The organism is Parabacteroides sp. AM17-47 (assembly GCF_003434625.1).
Lineage (GTDB): Bacteria > Bacteroidota > Bacteroidia > Bacteroidales > Tannerellaceae > Parabacteroides > Parabacteroides distasonis.
Window position 1 is genome coordinate 1 of record NZ_QTLI01000007.1, and the last position, 17,914, is coordinate 17,914.

Annotated in this window: 12 protein-coding genes; 11 read left to right on the forward strand and 1 reads right to left on the reverse strand. The window is 49.1% G+C overall.

Translation table 11 applies throughout. The annotated features are described in order from the left end of the window. The first annotated feature begins 147 nt into the window (after positions 1 to 147). The 9 genes from DW205_RS06615 (at position 148) to leuB (ending at position 15,126) form a co-directional block, all read left to right on the forward strand. A complete protein-coding gene (locus DW205_RS06615) occupies positions 148 to 4,680 on the forward strand; it encodes a T9SS type A sorting domain-containing protein (RefSeq protein WP_005864393.1) in 4,533 nt (1,510 codons plus the stop codon). A gap of 3 nt (positions 4,681 to 4,683) precedes the next feature. Beyond that, positions 4,684 to 5,424 (forward strand): hypothetical protein, encoded by a 741-nt coding sequence (locus tag DW205_RS22470; protein WP_233523137.1) that lies wholly within the window; start codon positions 4,684 to 4,686, stop codon positions 5,422 to 5,424. Next, a complete protein-coding gene (locus tag DW205_RS06620; protein ID WP_232054455.1) occupies positions 5,408 to 8,110 on the forward strand; it encodes a hypothetical protein in 2,703 nt (900 codons plus the stop codon). The genes DW205_RS22470 and DW205_RS06620 overlap by 17 nt, the downstream gene beginning before the upstream one ends. Positions 8,111 to 8,539: 429 nt before the next feature. Further along, the gene (locus tag DW205_RS06625; protein WP_005864398.1) at positions 8,540 to 10,042 is read left to right on the forward strand and encodes a 2-isopropylmalate synthase; all 1,503 of its coding nucleotides are present in this window, start codon (positions 8,540 to 8,542) and stop codon (positions 10,040 to 10,042) included. Positions 10,043 to 10,056: 14 nt separating this feature from the next. After that, positions 10,057 to 11,454 carry a 3-isopropylmalate dehydratase large subunit gene (gene leuC, locus DW205_RS06630; RefSeq protein ID WP_005864399.1) on the forward strand — a complete coding sequence of 466 codons (1,398 nt, stop codon included), beginning with the start codon at positions 10,057 to 10,059 and terminating at the stop codon, positions 11,452 to 11,454. A gap of 26 nt (positions 11,455 to 11,480) precedes the next feature. Then, positions 11,481 to 12,068 carry a 3-isopropylmalate dehydratase small subunit gene (leuD, locus tag DW205_RS06635; RefSeq protein ID WP_005854475.1) on the forward strand — a complete coding sequence of 196 codons (588 nt, stop codon included), beginning with the start codon at positions 11,481 to 11,483 and terminating at the stop codon, positions 12,066 to 12,068. 2 nt (positions 12,069 to 12,070) lie between these two features. Further along, positions 12,071 to 13,585, forward strand: coding sequence for an alpha-isopropylmalate synthase regulatory domain-containing protein (locus DW205_RS06640; RefSeq protein WP_008778605.1), 1,515 nt, complete (start codon positions 12,071 to 12,073; stop codon positions 13,583 to 13,585). A 20-nt stretch (positions 13,586 to 13,605) separates the two neighbouring features. Further along, positions 13,606 to 14,049, forward strand: coding sequence for a methylglyoxal synthase (locus tag DW205_RS06645; protein WP_005854477.1), 444 nt, complete (start codon positions 13,606 to 13,608; stop codon positions 14,047 to 14,049). A gap of 15 nt (positions 14,050 to 14,064) precedes the next feature. Then, positions 14,065 to 15,126 (forward strand): 3-isopropylmalate dehydrogenase, encoded by a 1,062-nt coding sequence (gene leuB / locus DW205_RS06650; protein WP_005854478.1) that lies wholly within the window; start codon positions 14,065 to 14,067, stop codon positions 15,124 to 15,126. Between the two features lie 132 nt (positions 15,127 to 15,258). On the opposite strand, the gene DW205_RS06655 is transcribed toward leuB, so the two are convergent. Beyond that, the gene (locus tag DW205_RS06655; protein ID WP_005864401.1) at positions 15,259 to 16,080 is read right to left on the reverse strand and encodes a tetratricopeptide repeat protein; all 822 of its coding nucleotides are present in this window, start codon (positions 16,078 to 16,080) and stop codon (positions 15,259 to 15,261) included. Between the two features lie 159 nt (positions 16,081 to 16,239). Here DW205_RS06655 and DW205_RS06660 point away from each other — a divergent pair, with 159 nt between their 5' ends. Then, positions 16,240 to 17,085 (forward strand): mechanosensitive ion channel family protein, encoded by an 846-nt coding sequence (locus tag DW205_RS06660; RefSeq protein WP_005854480.1) that lies wholly within the window; start codon positions 16,240 to 16,242, stop codon positions 17,083 to 17,085. A gap of 484 nt (positions 17,086 to 17,569) precedes the next feature. Next, complete coding sequence (locus DW205_RS06665) at positions 17,570 to 17,899, forward strand: hypothetical protein (RefSeq protein WP_005864403.1); 330 nt, start codon at positions 17,570 to 17,572, stop codon at positions 17,897 to 17,899. Positions 17,900 to 17,914 lie beyond the last annotated feature (15 nt).

A 17,914-nucleotide genomic window follows, 5' to 3' on the forward strand; every position in this document is an offset into this window, starting at 1 on the left:
AGGATTTCCTCCGCATACCGGCCCGGCGTGTTTGCGCTTGGCGCATGGAGAAAAGGTCATCCTACGAATGACACGCTAAATCGGGAATGGTGAGAGATACCGATACGTATTATGAATACAAAACACCTATTTATAAATTTATTGCTTATGAAAACAATTTTGCGAGGAATTAGTATGAGGTTGTCGCTCATCGCGATGGTCTTATGTTTATGCGCCGCATGGCCGGGGCATGGGCTGGCTTGGGGTATGACCGGGTCGGCGAGCCCGGCGGGAATGACACCCGGGGCTCCACAGAGCCAGGCGAAAGGGGAGGTACGGTTTTCCAATACTCTGGATCCTGTAGCTTATAGCTTTATCTACAAGTGGGATCCGATGGCTACTTGGAGCTTGAATTTCAATATCGAGAACTTCACGAAGGGCATGGCTGTACGTGTACAGCTGGCGAACACGGCGAATCCGGACGGGGTAGAGTTCCGCTTTGAGGATTCTGAGCCGGCGCAAACGTTAGACAATGGCGGCTTTTGGATACCGGACGAGAAGTTGACGGACTATGGATATAGCGTTGGGCTTCGTCTGCAAATGAATAGCTCGAAGGAGTGTTCGGCGGACTATACCGTAAAAGTGTACAGCTCGCGAGACATGGGCACGGCTGCCCTAGCCTCTACCGGGCAAACGATACGATTTATGCTCGGTGATAAGGCTCCCGCTATGGGAGAGTTGTCGCGTACATCCGGCGATCTGAACGAGGATATCCCTTTTGCGATCAACGTGACGAAGGCTGGTTTCCTGCAGGGGCAACACGCTAAGATGAAGATTTATCTGAATGGCCCTTCTGAAGGCTTGACCCTTTCCGGGCAGAACCTAAGTAAAGAGACTGGTCTATATAATGAGCCTATATACGTATTAGATATTCCTTCGTTCTCCGCTACGCAATTCACGTTGATGGCTCACGCCACGGAGGAATGGAACGGAACGGTTCAAGTGGATATTTGTGATGCGGACGACAATAGGATAGTATATGGCGGCCAAGCACCGTTCGTTTTTCCGGCCAATAACTCACAGGACGATATAGCCGCTTTGAAAGCGATCGCCGAGGCCAATCCGCTGAACTCGGACTTGCAGAACTTCATCTCCAACAAGGATTACTTGAAAGACAGGGGATCGAACGATGGCTACAACGTGGGCGTGACATGGAACACCGAGTCCACGAGCCGGGTGAAAAGCTTCTTCATCGATGATGGTAGGACACAGACGGTCACTACCATGGATGTATCGGCGTTGTCCGGGTTAGAGCAGTTGGACTTGCAGAATACCCGGTTGAAATCCTTGGATTTGTCCACTTTGACAAAACTTCGGAGCTTGAGTTTGTATGGTAATGATTCGCTTACTTGGTTTACGGTGAAGCTCCCGAACTCGTTACCGGAGAATTTCTGGATGAATGGTTATACTACGATCATGGCCGGTACTCCGGTAGATGGCAATAACGCTTACGCCGCAGCAGGCACGGAGATCGATCTATCCGCTTACGCTACGGTGGGTGGCGTGAAATCGGTATATCAATGGTACCTTATTGATCGGGCTACTGGTAAACGGACGAAAGCGACTATGCAGGCGGTATCTGGCAAGGACGGTGCTTTCATATTTGAAGGAAAGCCGGGCGAATATTATAAGTGCGAGATCACAAACAATAATTACAGAGATTGGTGTATGGAGACACCAAGGATCAAGGTTGCTCGTGGCTCTGCAGACTACTCCCCTGCGGACATCGCCGGATTGAAGAAGTTGGCTGCCGATAACCCGAATATCACCCAATTGAAGGAGTTCGTGGATAGCAAGGGCTGGGAGCGCGAGAATTGGAACTCTTATCAAGACAATATCCGCACGGACTGGAGCACGGGTGAGGTAGGCCGGTTGACACATTTATATATCTGGTTCGAGTGGAACTCTACGGATACGATCTCTCAATTAGACCTAAGCGCTTTCACCGAGTTGAGGCATTTCGAGTGCGAGAATCACATGAATATCTCGAAACTGGATGTATCGAAGAACACGAAGCTGGAGCACTTGCATATATATAGTAAGAATCTGTCTTCTATTGACCTATCCAAATGTCCGGAACTGCGATATTTTAGATTCGGTACGAATCGCACGTTGGAGGGACGGTACCAAGATACGAAGCTGGCGGCACTGAACCTTACCGGTTGTTCGAAGCTGACGGAGCTTTACCTTGAGCATTCGCCTTTGGCTTCGCTGGATATCTCATCCTTCAAGCTATTGAGCCGTCTGGAGATTGAGTACTGCCCGAACTTGAAGTTGCAAGGTTTCGACAAGGTTACGAGCTTGACCTATTTGGCCTTGCCGCATACAGAACAGTTCGCGGATCTGGTAAAGAACCTGCCGGCATCTATCCGTCAGCTATATCTGCAAGATACGGAGTATGAGCTTCCTTCCTCACAAGTAGGGAAGAATTTGGAGTCGTTGGGATTGCCGGGATACGTGGAGAGTCTCGATCTGGCTCAGTACCCGAACTTGAGTAACTTGAATGCGGATGGATCTCTTTTGAGATATTCTACGGTGAAGAACTACCGGCAGATAAATTATGAGGGTTGGGGACGCATAACGCTTACTTCCCCCTCTCATCCGGGAGATCCATACTGGTTCGAGAACGGCGATACGATCGATCTCTCCTCGGAGGCCGTGATCGATGGCATAGAGACCGTATTCCTATGGGTAAACGCCAAATATAGGACAGAGGAGAAAGAGGCATTGAAGCCGGTGCCAAACCGTCCGGGCGTATTTGTGCTGAACAGCAAGGAGGAAAAGTATGGAGACTACTATTGTAAGCTGATGAACCCGAGGTTCTGTGAAATCACGGAGATCAATGTACGTTCCGGTTGGCAGATCGAGACCTCACGTATCCATGTGGAGACCACCGTCCCCCAAGTATTCGCCGAGAGCGACGTGGCTACCTTGGCACGTATCGTAGACGCTTCCAACAACAAGGCATTGAGCGAGTGGTGGAGCAGCGACGCATGGAAGACAAACGAGGGCTCACTGTATGCGCAAGCCGTTTGGAACGACGAGAACCCGCGCCGCTTGATACATTTATATATGTATGAGATGGGCGAAAGCTTTACGAAGAAGGTAGATCTCGCTGCCTTGGATAAGCTGGAGATCTTGTCGTTGACAGGCAATAGGGTGGAGGAACTGACCTTGCCGAAGAACAATACGGTATTGCGTTCTTTGATGCTGGGTGGAAACTATTCTTTGAAATCTTTGATCGTATCCGAGTATCCATCGCTGGAGTATCTGGATGTGTCTAGTACGGACTTGACGGCTCTCGACTTGTCTAAGAACAAAAACTTGAAGGAGTTGTTCTTGAATTGGACGATGCTTGACGGGGTAGAGAACAGCGCTTCGGCTTCGGGCCTTGCCGCTCAATTAACCGCATATGGCTTGCCTATACCCACTACCCGGATCGATTTGGCGGACTTCCCGGCCTTGATGTCTTTCAATGCCGATGGTTCGTGCTTGGAGTTCGCTAACGTGGAGAACCCGCGGCAATTGGAGGCTGCCTTCGGTGTTGTTAGGTTGCCGGTAGGTGAGGTTCGTCCGGGAGGTTTCGTGGCTTATGGGGAGACAATCGATCTTTCCTCACAAAAGATGGTAGGTACATCCGCCTCTCGCTTTACTTGGGTATTCGACGGCGATACGATCGACCATACGGACAGCCGCTATACGATTACCGAAGACTTGACCCCGAATTATCAAATTGCTGGTCTTGTAACCAATCCATTATTCCCCGGCTGGACGGTTCAGTACGATGCGTGGGTTTACACCTGCGATGGCGATGCGAACCTCGACATGCTGGTAAACGTACAAGACGTGACCGCTACCGTAAGCTACATCTTGCGGGACAAGGATAACATGATCCCCAACTTCGGTTTTGCCGAGGCGGATGTGAACTATAATAATAATGTAGAGATCGCTGACGTAATCGGTATCGTCAACCTCATCCACGGCAAGCCGGTTACCAAGGCCAGTGCACTGCGTTCTGAGGCCGAGGTTCCCGTACAAATGGAGCTCGACGCTGATAACTTCTTGACGATGAATAGCCAAGTACCGGTAGCCGGTATCTATCTGGAGTTGGTGGGAGCCATCGACGAGATCCCGTTGCTGGGCGATGCCGCCAAGTTCCTGCAGGCTTCCAGCTTGAACGGGGATACCTTGCGGGTGATCGGTTATAGCTTGGATGGCCGCACGATTCCTTCGGGCAAGAGCCGTATCCTGCGTATGCCGGCGGGCGTTACCTTGGTAGGAGCCTCCTTCTCCGACGCGAAGGCCAACAGCTTGAGGTCCGGTGGCGACGCGATCGTAACCTCCAATGCCCCGATCGAGGCGATCAGCCGCTTGGAGGCCGTCTCCAACTATCCGAACCCGTTCCGTGGCAGCACGACCTTCTCTTATCAACTGGAGGAACCCGCCCAGACGGTTATGATCCATGTATTCTCCGCGAGCGGTGCGTTGACCGCGGTACTGAACGGTTTGCCCGGCGAGGTAGGCGAGAACCGCTATACGGTTGCCCTTCCTTTACCGGCGGGCGTTTACTACTACCGCTTGACGGCGAAGACAGGCCATGGTGTGAAGGCAAGTAATACTAACATCTTTATCTGTAAGTAAATTATGAAAGTGAATCATATAAAACAATTATTCGTAGCCCTCTTCCTGCTGTTATCGGCGGGAACGGCTACCGCCGCCCAGTGGAAATTGGCGAAGACGAACCTGAACGCCGCTGGCAGCAAGGATACGCTCACCTTGAAGGTATCCGATAATACGGTAGATTTCTCCTCATTCCAAGTGGATTTCACCTTGCCGGCGGGCGTATTGCTGAGCGGTACGCCTATCCTCGGCGAGCTGGCGGACGATCATGCGCTCACGTGGAGCAAGCGCGCCGATGGCAGCTTCCGCTGCGTGGTATACAGCGTGAGGAATACCGAGATGAAGGCCCCGGGTGCCGTGCTACGCATTCCGGTAGAGCTGGCGGTCTCTTTCGTGGAAGGGACGTTCACGGCGAAGAACGGTCTCTTGTCCGACAAGGCATCCAAGGGACAGCCAGTCACGGATCTCACCGCTACCTTGACCTCTCATAAGGAAAAGGCCAAACTGGTCGTGAACGTATCGGGCTTGGAACAGGTGGTCAATACGGAGAAAGCCGCTGTATTGGACTGTAAGACCATCCCGGCGACCCTTCCTGATGGCAAGACCTTGACGATCGGGTACTATAAGGACGAGAAATGCACAGAAGTCGCAGGCGAATCAGACCGGAAGCAAGAAGGCTATCGCCGAGGGCGACATCACTCCCCCGACTGCCGCAAGCATCAAGGCGGGCCAATCGCTTTCAACCTCCTTGCTGTCCGGCGGTAGCGTTACAGATGAGGGATATCTGGTAGCCGGTACCTTCGCTTGGACATACGGAAACACCGTGGTGCCGGCAGGTACGCATGAGTACTCCGTGACGTTCTATCCGGATAACTCTTCTTATTACAATACGGCGGCGTTGTCCGTGGCGGTCAAGGTAGACACGACCTATAAGGTCACCGCTGTACAGACAACGGGTGGTGCCGTAAACGTATTAGGCAAGGCTGAGGATAACGTGTATGTAAAGGGTCAAAAGATCTCCTTGGTAGCGACCCCTCTACCCAACTATCAGCTTTCAAGCTGGTCGATCGCGGGCGAGAGCGTAGACTTGGGCAAGAAAGACACGCTCACGGTTACGGTAGGTGCGGATCGAACCTATAGCGCCAACTTTACCCCGATCCTGCATAAGGTATCTATCGAGACATTCGGCGATGCCAGCGGCGACCTTAAAGTGACCACGCCGGACGATCAGGCGGCGGATGGGCAGAAGCCGGTCTCAAATGGTGATGAATTGCAGCAAGGCTCGATCCTACAGATTGCGGCAATCCCGAGCGTGAACACCCAGCTGAAATCATTGCAGATAAACGGGGAGTCGCTCAAGGGCGACAAGGTAACGCTGACCGGGCCTTTGACGATCAAAGCCGTATTCGAGCCTAAACCGGTCAACATGGCCCTTGTCACCCTCGAAAAGAAGAACATGGAGCACGGCTCTATCTTATTATATAAGGAAGACGGTACGCTGATCACTTCCGGCTCTACCGTAGCGGTAGGCTCGAAGATTCGGGTAATCTCCCTTCCGGATGCCGGGTATAAGCTGGAGGGTAACGTCGGTCTGTCCGGCGTGACAGGACCCGGCACCGACAATCTATGCGCCGTGACCGGCGATATCACGTTGGTAAATGCCTCTTTCGTTGCGAAAGGATATGCTGTGACCGCCTCCGCCGTAAGCAGCAACCCGAGCCAGACCGCCTCCGGTACGATCACCTTGAGTAAAGAGGGTGAGGATGGTAGTTGGACTGAAGTAGGCAGTGGTGAAGAACTGGCATATGGAACGAGAGTGCGCATAGCTAAAGCGGAAGGGCAAGCCGGCGCAAGCTTGCTTACCATCTTGGCGAACAGCAAGGAAATATCCCAGAGTGATATCTTGACCGTAACCGGCCCCTTGACCGTGACGGCCGTGTTTGACCATCGGGTGAAGATCAAGAGGGAATACATCTTTTGTCCGTATCAAGAATACTACTACAGTGGCGTATCCCGCCCCTTCACGCCTTTCGCCTCGCAGACTTACGCAGGCTTCTCGTTCGATGTCAAGTATAAGATAAATGACGGTGAGGAAACTTCGACGGCTATTGATGCGGGCGATTATACGGTCGTATTGAGGCGTGCCGAGGATGGCTTGTATGAGGCGTTTGAAGAGATCTATCCGGATCCTAATAAGCCGGATGAAGGACGTGTAGGCTTGAAAATTAAAAAGTCTAAAGTGACGATAACGAAGGCTCCTACATCGCATGGAGCGAATCCTGGCACTCGACCGGGTACTGAGTTCGTGAATATTATATCAGAGACGAAGGATAATGTAACGACATACAAGATTACACCGAAAGGTGATGCTCTTAAGAATTACGAGGGTACGACTATTTACTATTATTCAACGAATCCTGTTGTGAACTTCTCTTTAGGTAATAGCACTCCTGTTTTACGTTCGAGTAATGGATCGCAACCGGAGGGTGTGAGGATTACGAATGGTGGTCTTCCTTGTGATTTGAATGATATTCGAGCAGGGGTAACGATCACATTGGAGGCTGTTGCGCCTGTAGGTCAGCACTTCGTTGAGTGGTCAGACAAAAATAGTGACAATCCAAGGGTATACCAAGTAACGGGAGATGTCGAGATTTATCCTATATATGCTCCTAAAGATGAATACCCAGCGTGTACATTGGCTAAGTCATCTGAATATAATGGCATGGCACAAACCGTGGAGGTAAAAGGTAGTGATACTTCTTGCGTGATCTCTTTCTACCAGAATGAAGAAGATTGTAATGCCGAGGTTAATAAAGTGCCATTGAAGAATCCGGGTACATATTATGTACGTGTTGATCGTCCGGAAGATAAAACTTATAAATCTTATACGAAGGTGTTTACTTATGAGATTACTTTGGGTACACCTACGGTTACATGGCCTGCGGCTTCCGATATATTGTCCGGTCAAAAACTATCCGAGTCTGTTTTACAAGGCGGTCACGCCGGTATCGTAGCCGGAACATTCGCTTGGAGCGATCCGGATAAGGAGATTACCGAAAAGGGAATGCAAGAGATTGCCTTCACGCCGACCGATCCGAATTATAAGCCGGTTAGTAGCAAGATAGAGGTGAAGGTTGTCTCCTCTACCTCTTCCTCCACCGATCCGGAAACCCCGGTCATTCCTGTGGATCCCGTAGACCCGGAGAACCCGGACGTGCCTACCGGCGTGGAGTCCATCGAGGAGGGTATGAGCCTGTATACGGCCAACCAATCCATCTTCGTGGATATGCCGCAGGAGGTTGCCTTGAAGGTGGTTGACGTAGCCGGTATCGTTATTTTCGAAGGAAAGGTTTGCGGCAAGATGGAGATTCCGGTAGGTCATGCCGGTGTCTATTTCTTGAAGTGTACCGCTCCAGATGCCTCGTTCGTGAAGAAGGTCGTGGTTCGTTAGTGCGAGCCGTTTTTATCGTATCATAACACTGCCCATCATAAGGTCTTTATGATGGGCATCGTAAGCAGCTTATACTGCCCATCGTTACGACCTAACGATGGGCAGTGTTATTTAGTAACAGATGTAATTGTTTATCTTACGTTTTATAAGAAATATCCTGTAAAAAACTTCGAATTATATTTGGTGGTATCAAAAAAGGCCGTATCTTTGCAACGTTCAAACAAAAACAATAAAGACAAGAACAATGACACGCAACTTGCAAAATAGTCTCATTATTTCTCTAAACATTATTCTACTCTGGGAACGGGATAGGAAGTGAGACTGTATGCTTTGCGAGCATTACGATAGATGAAAGAGCCTTTCTCACTTCCTTGTGAGAGAGGCTTTTTTAGTTAGTATAGGATATTAGTAAATTAAGAATATAAGATTATGTCAGACAGATTATTTATTTTCGACACCACCTTACGTGATGGTGAACAGGTTCCGGGATGCCAGTTGAATACAGTGGAAAAGATTCAAGTAGCTAAGGCATTGGAACAGCTAGGTGTTGATGTGATCGAGGCTGGTTTCCCTGTCTCCAGTCCCGGGGATTTTAAGAGTGTGGTTGAGATCTCAAAGGCCGTGACTTGGCCGACCATCTGTGCCTTGACCCGTGCGGTGGAGAAAGATATCGACGTGGCAGCCGAGGCGTTGAGATTCGCTAAGCGGGGACGTATACATACCGGAATCGGCACTTCTGATTCTCATATCAAATACAAGTTTAACTCCACGAGAGAGGAGATTATAGAGCGTGCGATCGCCGCCACGAAATACGCTAAAAAGTACGTGGAGGACGTAGAATTCTACTGTGAGGATGCCGGGCGTACGGATAATGAATATCTGGCCCGTGTCGTGGAGGCCGTGATCAAGGCCGGGGCTACCGTAGTGAATATCCCGGATACGACAGGATATTGCTTGCCGGATGAGTACGGGGCGAAGATTAAGTATCTGATGGAACATGTGGATGGCGTACATAACGCTATTCTTTCCACTCATTGCCATAATGACTTGGGCATGGCTACTGCGAATACCGTACAAGGCGTGTTGAACGGAGCCCGTCAGGTGGAGGTAACCGTAAACGGTATCGGTGAGCGTGCAGGTAACACGTCATTGGAAGAAGTCGCCATGATTTTCAAGAGCCATAAAGAACGTGATATCATCACCAATATCACGACGAATAAGATCTATAGTACGAGCCGTATGGTTTCTAGCTTGATGAATATGCCGGTACAACCGAATAAGGCTATTGTCGGACGTAACGCATTCGCTCACTCCTCCGGTATCCATCAAGATGGCGTTTTGAAGAATGCGCAAACCTACGAGATCATCGATCCGAAGGATGTGGGTATCGATGATAACGCGATCGTATTGACTGCTCGTAGCGGTCGTGCGGCGTTGAAGCATCGCCTGCATGTTTTAGGTGTGGATCTGGAGCAGGAGAAATTGGACAAGGTGTATGATGAGTTCTTGAAACTGGCCGATCGTAAGAAAGATATTAATGATGATGATGTTTTGATGTTGGTCGGAAAGGATCGTACGGCCACACACCGTATTAAATTGGAATATTTACAGGTAACTAGTGGTGTTGGAGTACAATCAGTCGCAAGTATTTGTTTAAATTTGTCGGGAGTAAGAAAATACGAGGCCGCGGCTGGTAACGGTCCGGTTGACGCAGGCATCAAGGCGGTGAAAAAAGCGATTAGTAATAGTGACATGACGATTCAGGAATTCTTGATTCAAGCCATTAATAAAGGTAGCGATGATACGGGCAAGGTACATATGCAGGTAGAGTATAACGGGGCTACCTATTATGGGTTCTCCGCGAATACCGATATTATCGCCGCTTCCGTGGAGGCTTTCGTGGACGCCATCAATAAGTTTATAGTAGACTAAAAATAGACAAGACAATGAGCAAGACATTATTTGAGAAAATCTGGGACAAACACGTGGTGGACACGTTGCCCGACGGAACCATACAATTGTATATCGACCGTCTGTATTGTCATGAGGTGACTAGCCCGCAGGCTTTCGCCGGATTACGTGCACGTGGATTGAAGCCCTTCCGTCCCGCGCAAATCACTTGTATGCCGGACCACAATATCCCGACATTGAACCAAGATAAGCCTATCGAGGACCCTATATCCAAGAATCAAGTGGATACCTTGGAAGAGAACGCGAAGTATTTCGGCTTGACGTATTACGGTCTTCAACATCCGAAGAATGGTATCATCCATGTGGTAGGTCCGGAGACAGGCTTGACGCAGCCGGGTATGACGATCGTTTGTGGCGACTCCCATACTTCTACGCACGGTGCCATGGGCGCTATCGCCTTCGGTATCGGTACGAGCGAGGTGGAGATGACCTTGGCTACCCAATGTATCATGCAGCGTAAGCCGAAAACGATGCGTATCACGATCGATGGTGTACGCAAACCGGGCGTTACGGCGAAGGACTTTGCTTTATACATTATTAGTAAGATGAGTACCAGCGGTGCTACGGGCTATTTCGTAGAGTACGCTGGCGAGGCGATTCGTAATACGACCATGGAGGAACGTTTGACAATCTGTAACCTTTCGATCGAGATGGGTGCCCGTGGCGGTATGATCGCTCCGGATGATGTTACTTTCGATTATTTGAAAGACCGTGAGTTTGCCCCAAGAGGCGAGGAATGGGAGCGGAAGGTGAGCGAGTGGCGTCAGCTGTATAGTGATCCGGACGCTAAGTTCGATAAGGAGATCGTTTTCCACGCCGAGGATATCGACCCGATGGTTACGTACGGTACGAACCCGGGCATGGGTATGAGTATCAGCAAAGATATCCCCTCCTTAGAGAGCGTGCCCGAGGCAGGCCGTATCTCTTATAAGAAGTCTTTGGATTATATGGGCTTCAAGGCAGGCGAGTCTATGTTGGGTAAGAAAGTGGATTATGTCTTTTTAGGTAGCTGTACGAATGGCCGTATCGAGGATTTCCGTGCTTTCGCCTCTTTGGTGAAAGGAAAGAAGAAAGCGGATGATGTAACGGTTTGGCTGGTTCCCGGCAGTTGGCAGGTAGAGCGGGAGATTCGTGCCGAGGGGATCGACAAGGTTTTGGCCGAGGCCGGCTTCGTCCTTCGTCAACCGGGATGTTCCGCTTGTCTGGCGATGAATGAGGATAAGGTTCCGGCGGGTAAATATGCGGTCTCCACTTCCAACCGTAATTTCGAGGGCCGCCAAGGACCGGGTGCTCGCACCATCTTGGCGGGGCCGCTTGTGGCCGCCGCCGCCGCTGTGACAGGTAAGATCACGGACCCGAGAGAACTGATGTAAAGACTAATCTAATAAAGTAGCATAAGATGAAAACAAAATTCAATATAATCACAAGCACTTGCGTGCCTCTTCCTTTAGAGAACGTGGATACCGACCAGATTATCCCAGCCCGCTTTCTGAAAGCGACTACCAAGGAAGGGTTCGGCGAGAACTTATTCCGGGATTGGCGATATGATAAGGAAGGTAATAAGATCGAATCATTCGTCTTGAACGATCCTACGTATAGCGGAAAGATATTGGTAGCGGGAAAGAACTTCGGTTCCGGTTCCAGCCGTGAGCATGCGGCTTGGGCGATCGCCGATTACGGTTTCCGTGTCGTGGTCTCCAGTTTCTTCGCCGATATCCATAAAAACAACGAGTTGAACAACTTCGTGCTGCCGGTTGTTGTGACTGAAGAGTTCCTCGCTGAATTGTTCGATTCGATTTACAAGGACCCGAAAACTGAGGTCGAGGTAAATCTACCGGAGCAAACGATCACGAACAAGGCTACGGGCAAAAGCGAGCATTTCGAGATCAACGCCTATAAAAAGGATTGCCTGATCAACGGATTGGACGATATCGACTATTTACTGGCAAATAAATCAAAGATAGAAGCCTTCGAGGCAGCACGCTGATTATGATAGAAATAATGGATACAACCCTCAGAGATGGGGAGCAAACTTCGGGCGTCTCCTTCGCCGCTCACGAGAAGCTCAGCATAGCGCAAGTGCTGCTGAGCGACTTAGGCGTGAACCGGGTGGAGATCGCCTCCGCCCGTGTGTCGGACGGAGAGTTTGAGGCCGTGAAGCGTGTAGCCGCTTGGGCCGCCCGTTCCGGGAACCTAGACAAATTGGAGGTCTTGGGTTTCGTGGATGGTACGGTCTCTCTCGACTGGATTGAATCCGCAGGTTGCCGTGTCGTGAACTTGCTTTGCAAGGGCTCTTATAAGCATGTCACCGAACAGCTTCGAAAGACTCCCGAGCAACACGTTGACGATATTCGTACGGTCGTATTGGAAGCGGCGAAACGGAAGATCGACGTGAATATCTATTTGGAGGACTGGTCGAACGGTATTAAGCATTCCCCGGATTACGTATTCTTGGTAATCGATGCGTTGAAAGGACTTCCGATCTGCCGTTTCATGCTCCCGGATACCTTGGGAGTCTTGAATCCCGGAAATACCTACGAGTATTGCAAGATGATGGTGGACCGCTACCCGGATTTACGGTTTGACTTCCACGCGCATAACGACTATGATCTTGCCGTAGCGAATGTATATTCCGCCATCCGTGCGGGTATCAAGGGAATCCATACGACCGTGAACGGTTTGGGAGAGCGTGCGGGTAACGCTCCTTTGAGTAGCGTACTTGCCGTTATCAAGGACCAGTTGGGAGAGGAGACGAGCTTGAGGGAGGAAAAGATAAACAAGGCTAGCCGTTTGGTTGAGACCTACTCCGGGGTGCATATCCCGCCCAATAAGCCGATCATCGGAGAGCATGTGTTTACGCAATGCGCCGGTGTCCATGCGGACGGCGATAGCAAGAACAACCTGTATTGCAACGACCTGCTCCCCGAGCGTTTCGGACGGGTTCGCGAGTACGCTTTGGGCAAGACCTCTGGAAAAGCGAATATCCGCAAGAATCTGGAAGCGCTCGGTATCGACATGGACGAGGGTTCGATGCGTAAGGTTACGGAGCGGATCATTGAGCTGGGCGATAAGAAAGAAATGGTTACCCCGGAGGATCTTCCTTATATTATCAGCGATGTGCTTCATCATGATAATGCGCTGGAGGATCAGAAAATACGGATCTTGAACTATTCCTTATCCTTGGCCCAAGGGCTGAAACCGGTGGCTACCTTGAAGATCGAGATCAATGGCGAGGCTTACGAGGAATCGGCTTCCGGTGATGGCCAATACGACGCTTTCGTTCGTGCCCTACGCCGGATTTATTCCCGTTTGAACCGCCCGTTCCCGATGTTGACGAACTATTCGGTATCCATCCCGCCGGGAGGACGTACGGATGCGTTCGTGCAGACGGTCATCAGCTGGAATTATGCCGGGGTCGATTTCAAGACTCGTGGTCTGGACGCTGATCAGACTGAGGCGGCGATCAAGGCGACATTGAAGATGCTGAACAAGATAGAGGATTAATAATTAAAAAGGTAAAGGGTATGAAAAAGTTGACTATCGCGCTTGTAGCGCACGACAATCGTAAGGCGGAAATGGTAGAATGGGCGGTACATAACGCTGAGTTCTTGTCTCACCACCATATTGTTTGTACGGGTACGACCGGAAATTTGGTTCGTAAAGCTCTCGAGGAAAAAGGGGTGAACGCGGATATTGCTTGCATGCATTCCGGTCCGATGGGAGGCGATGCTGAGATTGCCGCTATGGTTGTCCGTAAGGAGATCGATTTGGCGGTCTTTTTGATAGACGACTTGAATCCGCAACCGCACGAGGCCGACATCCAGATGTTGCTTCGCCAGTGCCGTGTTCATAACGTACCTATCGCTTGTAACCGTTATAGCGCCGACTTGATGATTACAAGTACCCTGTGGGATGATGACACGTATTTCCCCACGGAGCCTAAGTATGTACATTTTAACAGAGAATAATAACAAACATTTACGATGAAACTGAATATAGCAGTACTTCCCGGAGACGGGATCGGACCAGAGATTTCCGTGCAAGGCGTGGAAGTAATGAGTGCCGTTTGTGAGAAATTCGGACATGAGGTTCACTATGAGTATGCTCTTTGTGGCGCTGACGCGATCGATAAGGTAGGCGATCCTTTCCCGGAGGAGACCTATCGGATTTGTAAGGATGCCGACGCTGTTCTTTTCTCGGCCGTGGGCGATCCTAAGTTTGATAATGATCCGACAGCGAAAGTACGTCCGGAGCAAGGTCTTTTGGCGATGCGTAAGAAGTTGGGCCTGTTCGCTAATATCCGTCCGGTGCAGACCTTCAAATGCCTATTGCATAAATCGCCGTTGCGTGCCGAATTGGTGGATGGCGCGGATTTCTTATGTATCCGTGAGTTGACCGGTGGTATGTATTTCGGTGAGAAATATCAAGACAACGATAAGGCATACGATACGAATATGTATACCCGCCCGGAAATCGAGCGTATCTTGAAAGTGGGCTTCGAGTATGCGATGAAACGGAATAAGCACCTGACGGTTGTTGACAAGGCGAACGTACTTGCCTCTTCCCGTCTATGGCGCCAGATCGCTCAAGAGATGGCTCCTAGCTATCCGGAAGTAACGACAGACTATATGTATGTGGACAACGCCGCTATGCGTATGATCCAAGAGCCGAAATTCTTCGACGTGATGGTAACCGAGAATACGTTTGGTGATATCTTGACGGATGAGGGTTCTTGCATCAGCGGCTCTATGGGCTTGCTGCCTTCCGCTTCTACCGGAGAGAGCACGCCGGTTTTCGAGCCGATTCATGGCTCTTGGCCGCAGGCGAAAGGGCTGAATATTGCGAACCCCTTGGCGCAAATTCTTTCAGTAGCGATGTTATTCGAGTATTTCGACCTCAAAGAAGAGGGAGCCTTGATCCGTGAAGCCGTAGACGCTTCCCTCGATGCGAATGTCCGTACGCCGGAAATCCAAGTGGAAGGTGGAGCGAAATATGGAACGAAAGAAGTGGGTAGTTGGGTTGTCAATTATATCACGGAAAAGTAGTATAAATGGGCCGATTTCGCACCAGTAGTGGCGCAGGCTCACACGTATAGTGGCATCGGCTCACGCGAGTAGTGGCGTAGGCCAATACCACTACTCGCGTGAGCCGATGCCACTATACGTATAAAAACAGCCTTAACGAGCCATCTTCATCAACTCGTCGATAGTCGTTTTATCATATCCCATATCCTCAGCTTTCTTGAAGTCTAAGGCGGCCGATGCCTTCTCATATTGGGCGAGTTTTACTTTGCCTCGCAATACATATAAAGCGGCTGTCGGGGTACTTTCCACGAAAATGCGATTGATATCGGCCATAGCCCGGGCGTTCTTGCCCATCATGAAGTATAGATCGGCACGGCCCTCGTATAAGATCCATTCGCGGGGCATCTCGTTGATCAAGTAATTAAAGATGCGTTCGCTCTCATCGTAATTCCCCCGTAGCTTCTCGAGAATCGCGTGTCCCAGACGTCCTTTCACGGATTTCTCGTTTACTTCCAGTATCTTATCGAAATCCTGCTCGGCCAACAGATAGTTCTTATGTTGCAAATGAAGCATCGCCCTGCAATATAACGCCTCTTGATGATGGGGGTTCAAGATTAACAGGGCATTGTAATCGTTCGTCGCTTTTTCGATCTCACCCATTTCCGTATATAAGCCGGCACGATTTTCCAGTATGGCCTCATTATTCGGATGGCGGCTTAGGGCGGCGGTATAGGAGAGAAGGGCATCTTCCAGTTTCCCTTGCCTGCGCTGTATCGTCCCGAGATTCATGAGCAAGGCGTAGTTGTTGGGGTTTCCCGGTTCGAGGCGCATGGCGGCTCGTAGGCTCTCTTCGGCGGAGACTAAGTCGTTCTTGTCCAAGAAGTCAAAACTTTTCTCGACAAACTTCTCGTATGTCTGAGCGTAGCCATAGCCTATTGAAAGGAAAAGGGCGGCGAGTATCGCAAGGATTTTCATGCTGTCGTATTTAACCTATTATTTGATTGATCGCGAATCTACGCAATAATTTCATGGTTTTACCAGATTAAAAAAACTTTATACCTTTGCTACATTTCATAATATTTTTGGAAGATCAGATTGTTATATAATTAATAGATTAACTAAAATAGAAGAGATATGGTATTATTAGCAGCTGTAGAAGCGAGTTCTAAATTAGAGGAAGCTATCAGATCCTTGGTTGAGCATGGCTCCCAATTGGGTTTTACGATTATTAAAGCCCTTATTGTCTTTTTGGTGGGACGATTGGTTATAAACTTACTAAATAAACTGGTTCGGAAGATATTGAGCAAACGGGATATCGATCCTTCTGTCAAGACTTTTGTCGGCAGTTTGGTGAATGTCAGTTTAACCATTTTATTGATTATTTCAGTCGTAGGGGCGTTAGGCGTTCAAACTACGTCGTTTGCCGCCTTATTGGCTTCCGCCGGTGTCGCTGTCGGTATGGCATTGAGCGGTAACCTGTCAAACTTTGCCGGTGGATTGATCATCCTTCTTTTCAAGCCTTATAAGGTGGGTGATTATATTGAGGCGCAGGGCGTTGGCGGTACCGTGAAAGAGGTCCAGATGTTCCATACCGTATTAGGTACGGTTGATAATAAGGTCATTTATATACCGAACGGCTCTTTGAGCAGTGGCGTTGTGACTAATTTCAGTAACCAGACGACTCGCCGTGTAGACTGGACCTTTGGCGTGGAATACGGCAGCGATTATGAGAAAGTAAAGCAAGTGATAGAGTCTGTATTAGCGAAGGATTCCCGCATCTTGTCCGAGCCGGCCGCTCCGTTTATCGCCTTGACAGCCTTGGCGGACAGCAGCGTAAACGTGGTGGTACGTGTTTGGGTAAACAGTTCCGACTATTGGGGCGTGTATTTCGATATTAACAAGAATATCTACGCGACCTTCAATGAGGTAGGTATCGGTTTCCCATTCCCGCAACTTACCGTACACCAAGCGAAGGATTGAAGTTCGTGATAATCTATGACTTGTCCTTAAAAGGAATCTCTTTGTTCAAAAATCTTTGAGTTTCGTTAGATGTGCGGTTATTTTATAGATGGTTGAACAAAAAGATTTATCTTTGTGAATCGCAAATTAGAGATTAGACACAGAGTGTATACGATATTACGGAACTTTATTTTATTACTTTAGTATTTTTATTTGATTATATTTAAGTAGAATGATTTAAGGCTCATCCTTATATAGATTAAGGGTGGGCCTCGTTTTTTATAGTAGTGTGTAGAGATTCCACACTCTCGTGGGGAAATTTTCCACATTCCACGGTTTGTTCCACACTTTGGCAACCGAATGATTGATTCTTCGCTTTTGGTTAATTGTCGGATTTACAACTTGTTATTCTCTTGTCGTTTTTTAGGGTGAGTTTTGGCACGGAGATTGCACCCTATACTGCGAATTTATGATGTAAGAGAAAAAAGGTTTAGGTTTTTAAGGTATGAAAAAGATTGTTTACGGGGTTATTGTCGCTTTATGTGGCTTATTTATTGCCCCTGATGTAGAAGCGCAAGCCGGGATGGTCGGTAGCGCTAAGGAAACAGTGGCACAGGATAAATTTTATCCGATCGAGGTAACTGATATGCCCCAAGTATTGCGTGATGCGGTAAATACTTCCTATGAGGGATGTATGGTGAAATCAGTTGAGGTGTCAAACAATAGCACGTTTGTGAAGTATAAGGTAGTATTACTTTCCAGAAATGGTAAGATATATAAGGTTTATTTCGATGACAGAGGTCATGTCGTAAAAGAACATGCTTATTTCGAGTAAGCCTGTGAAGATATT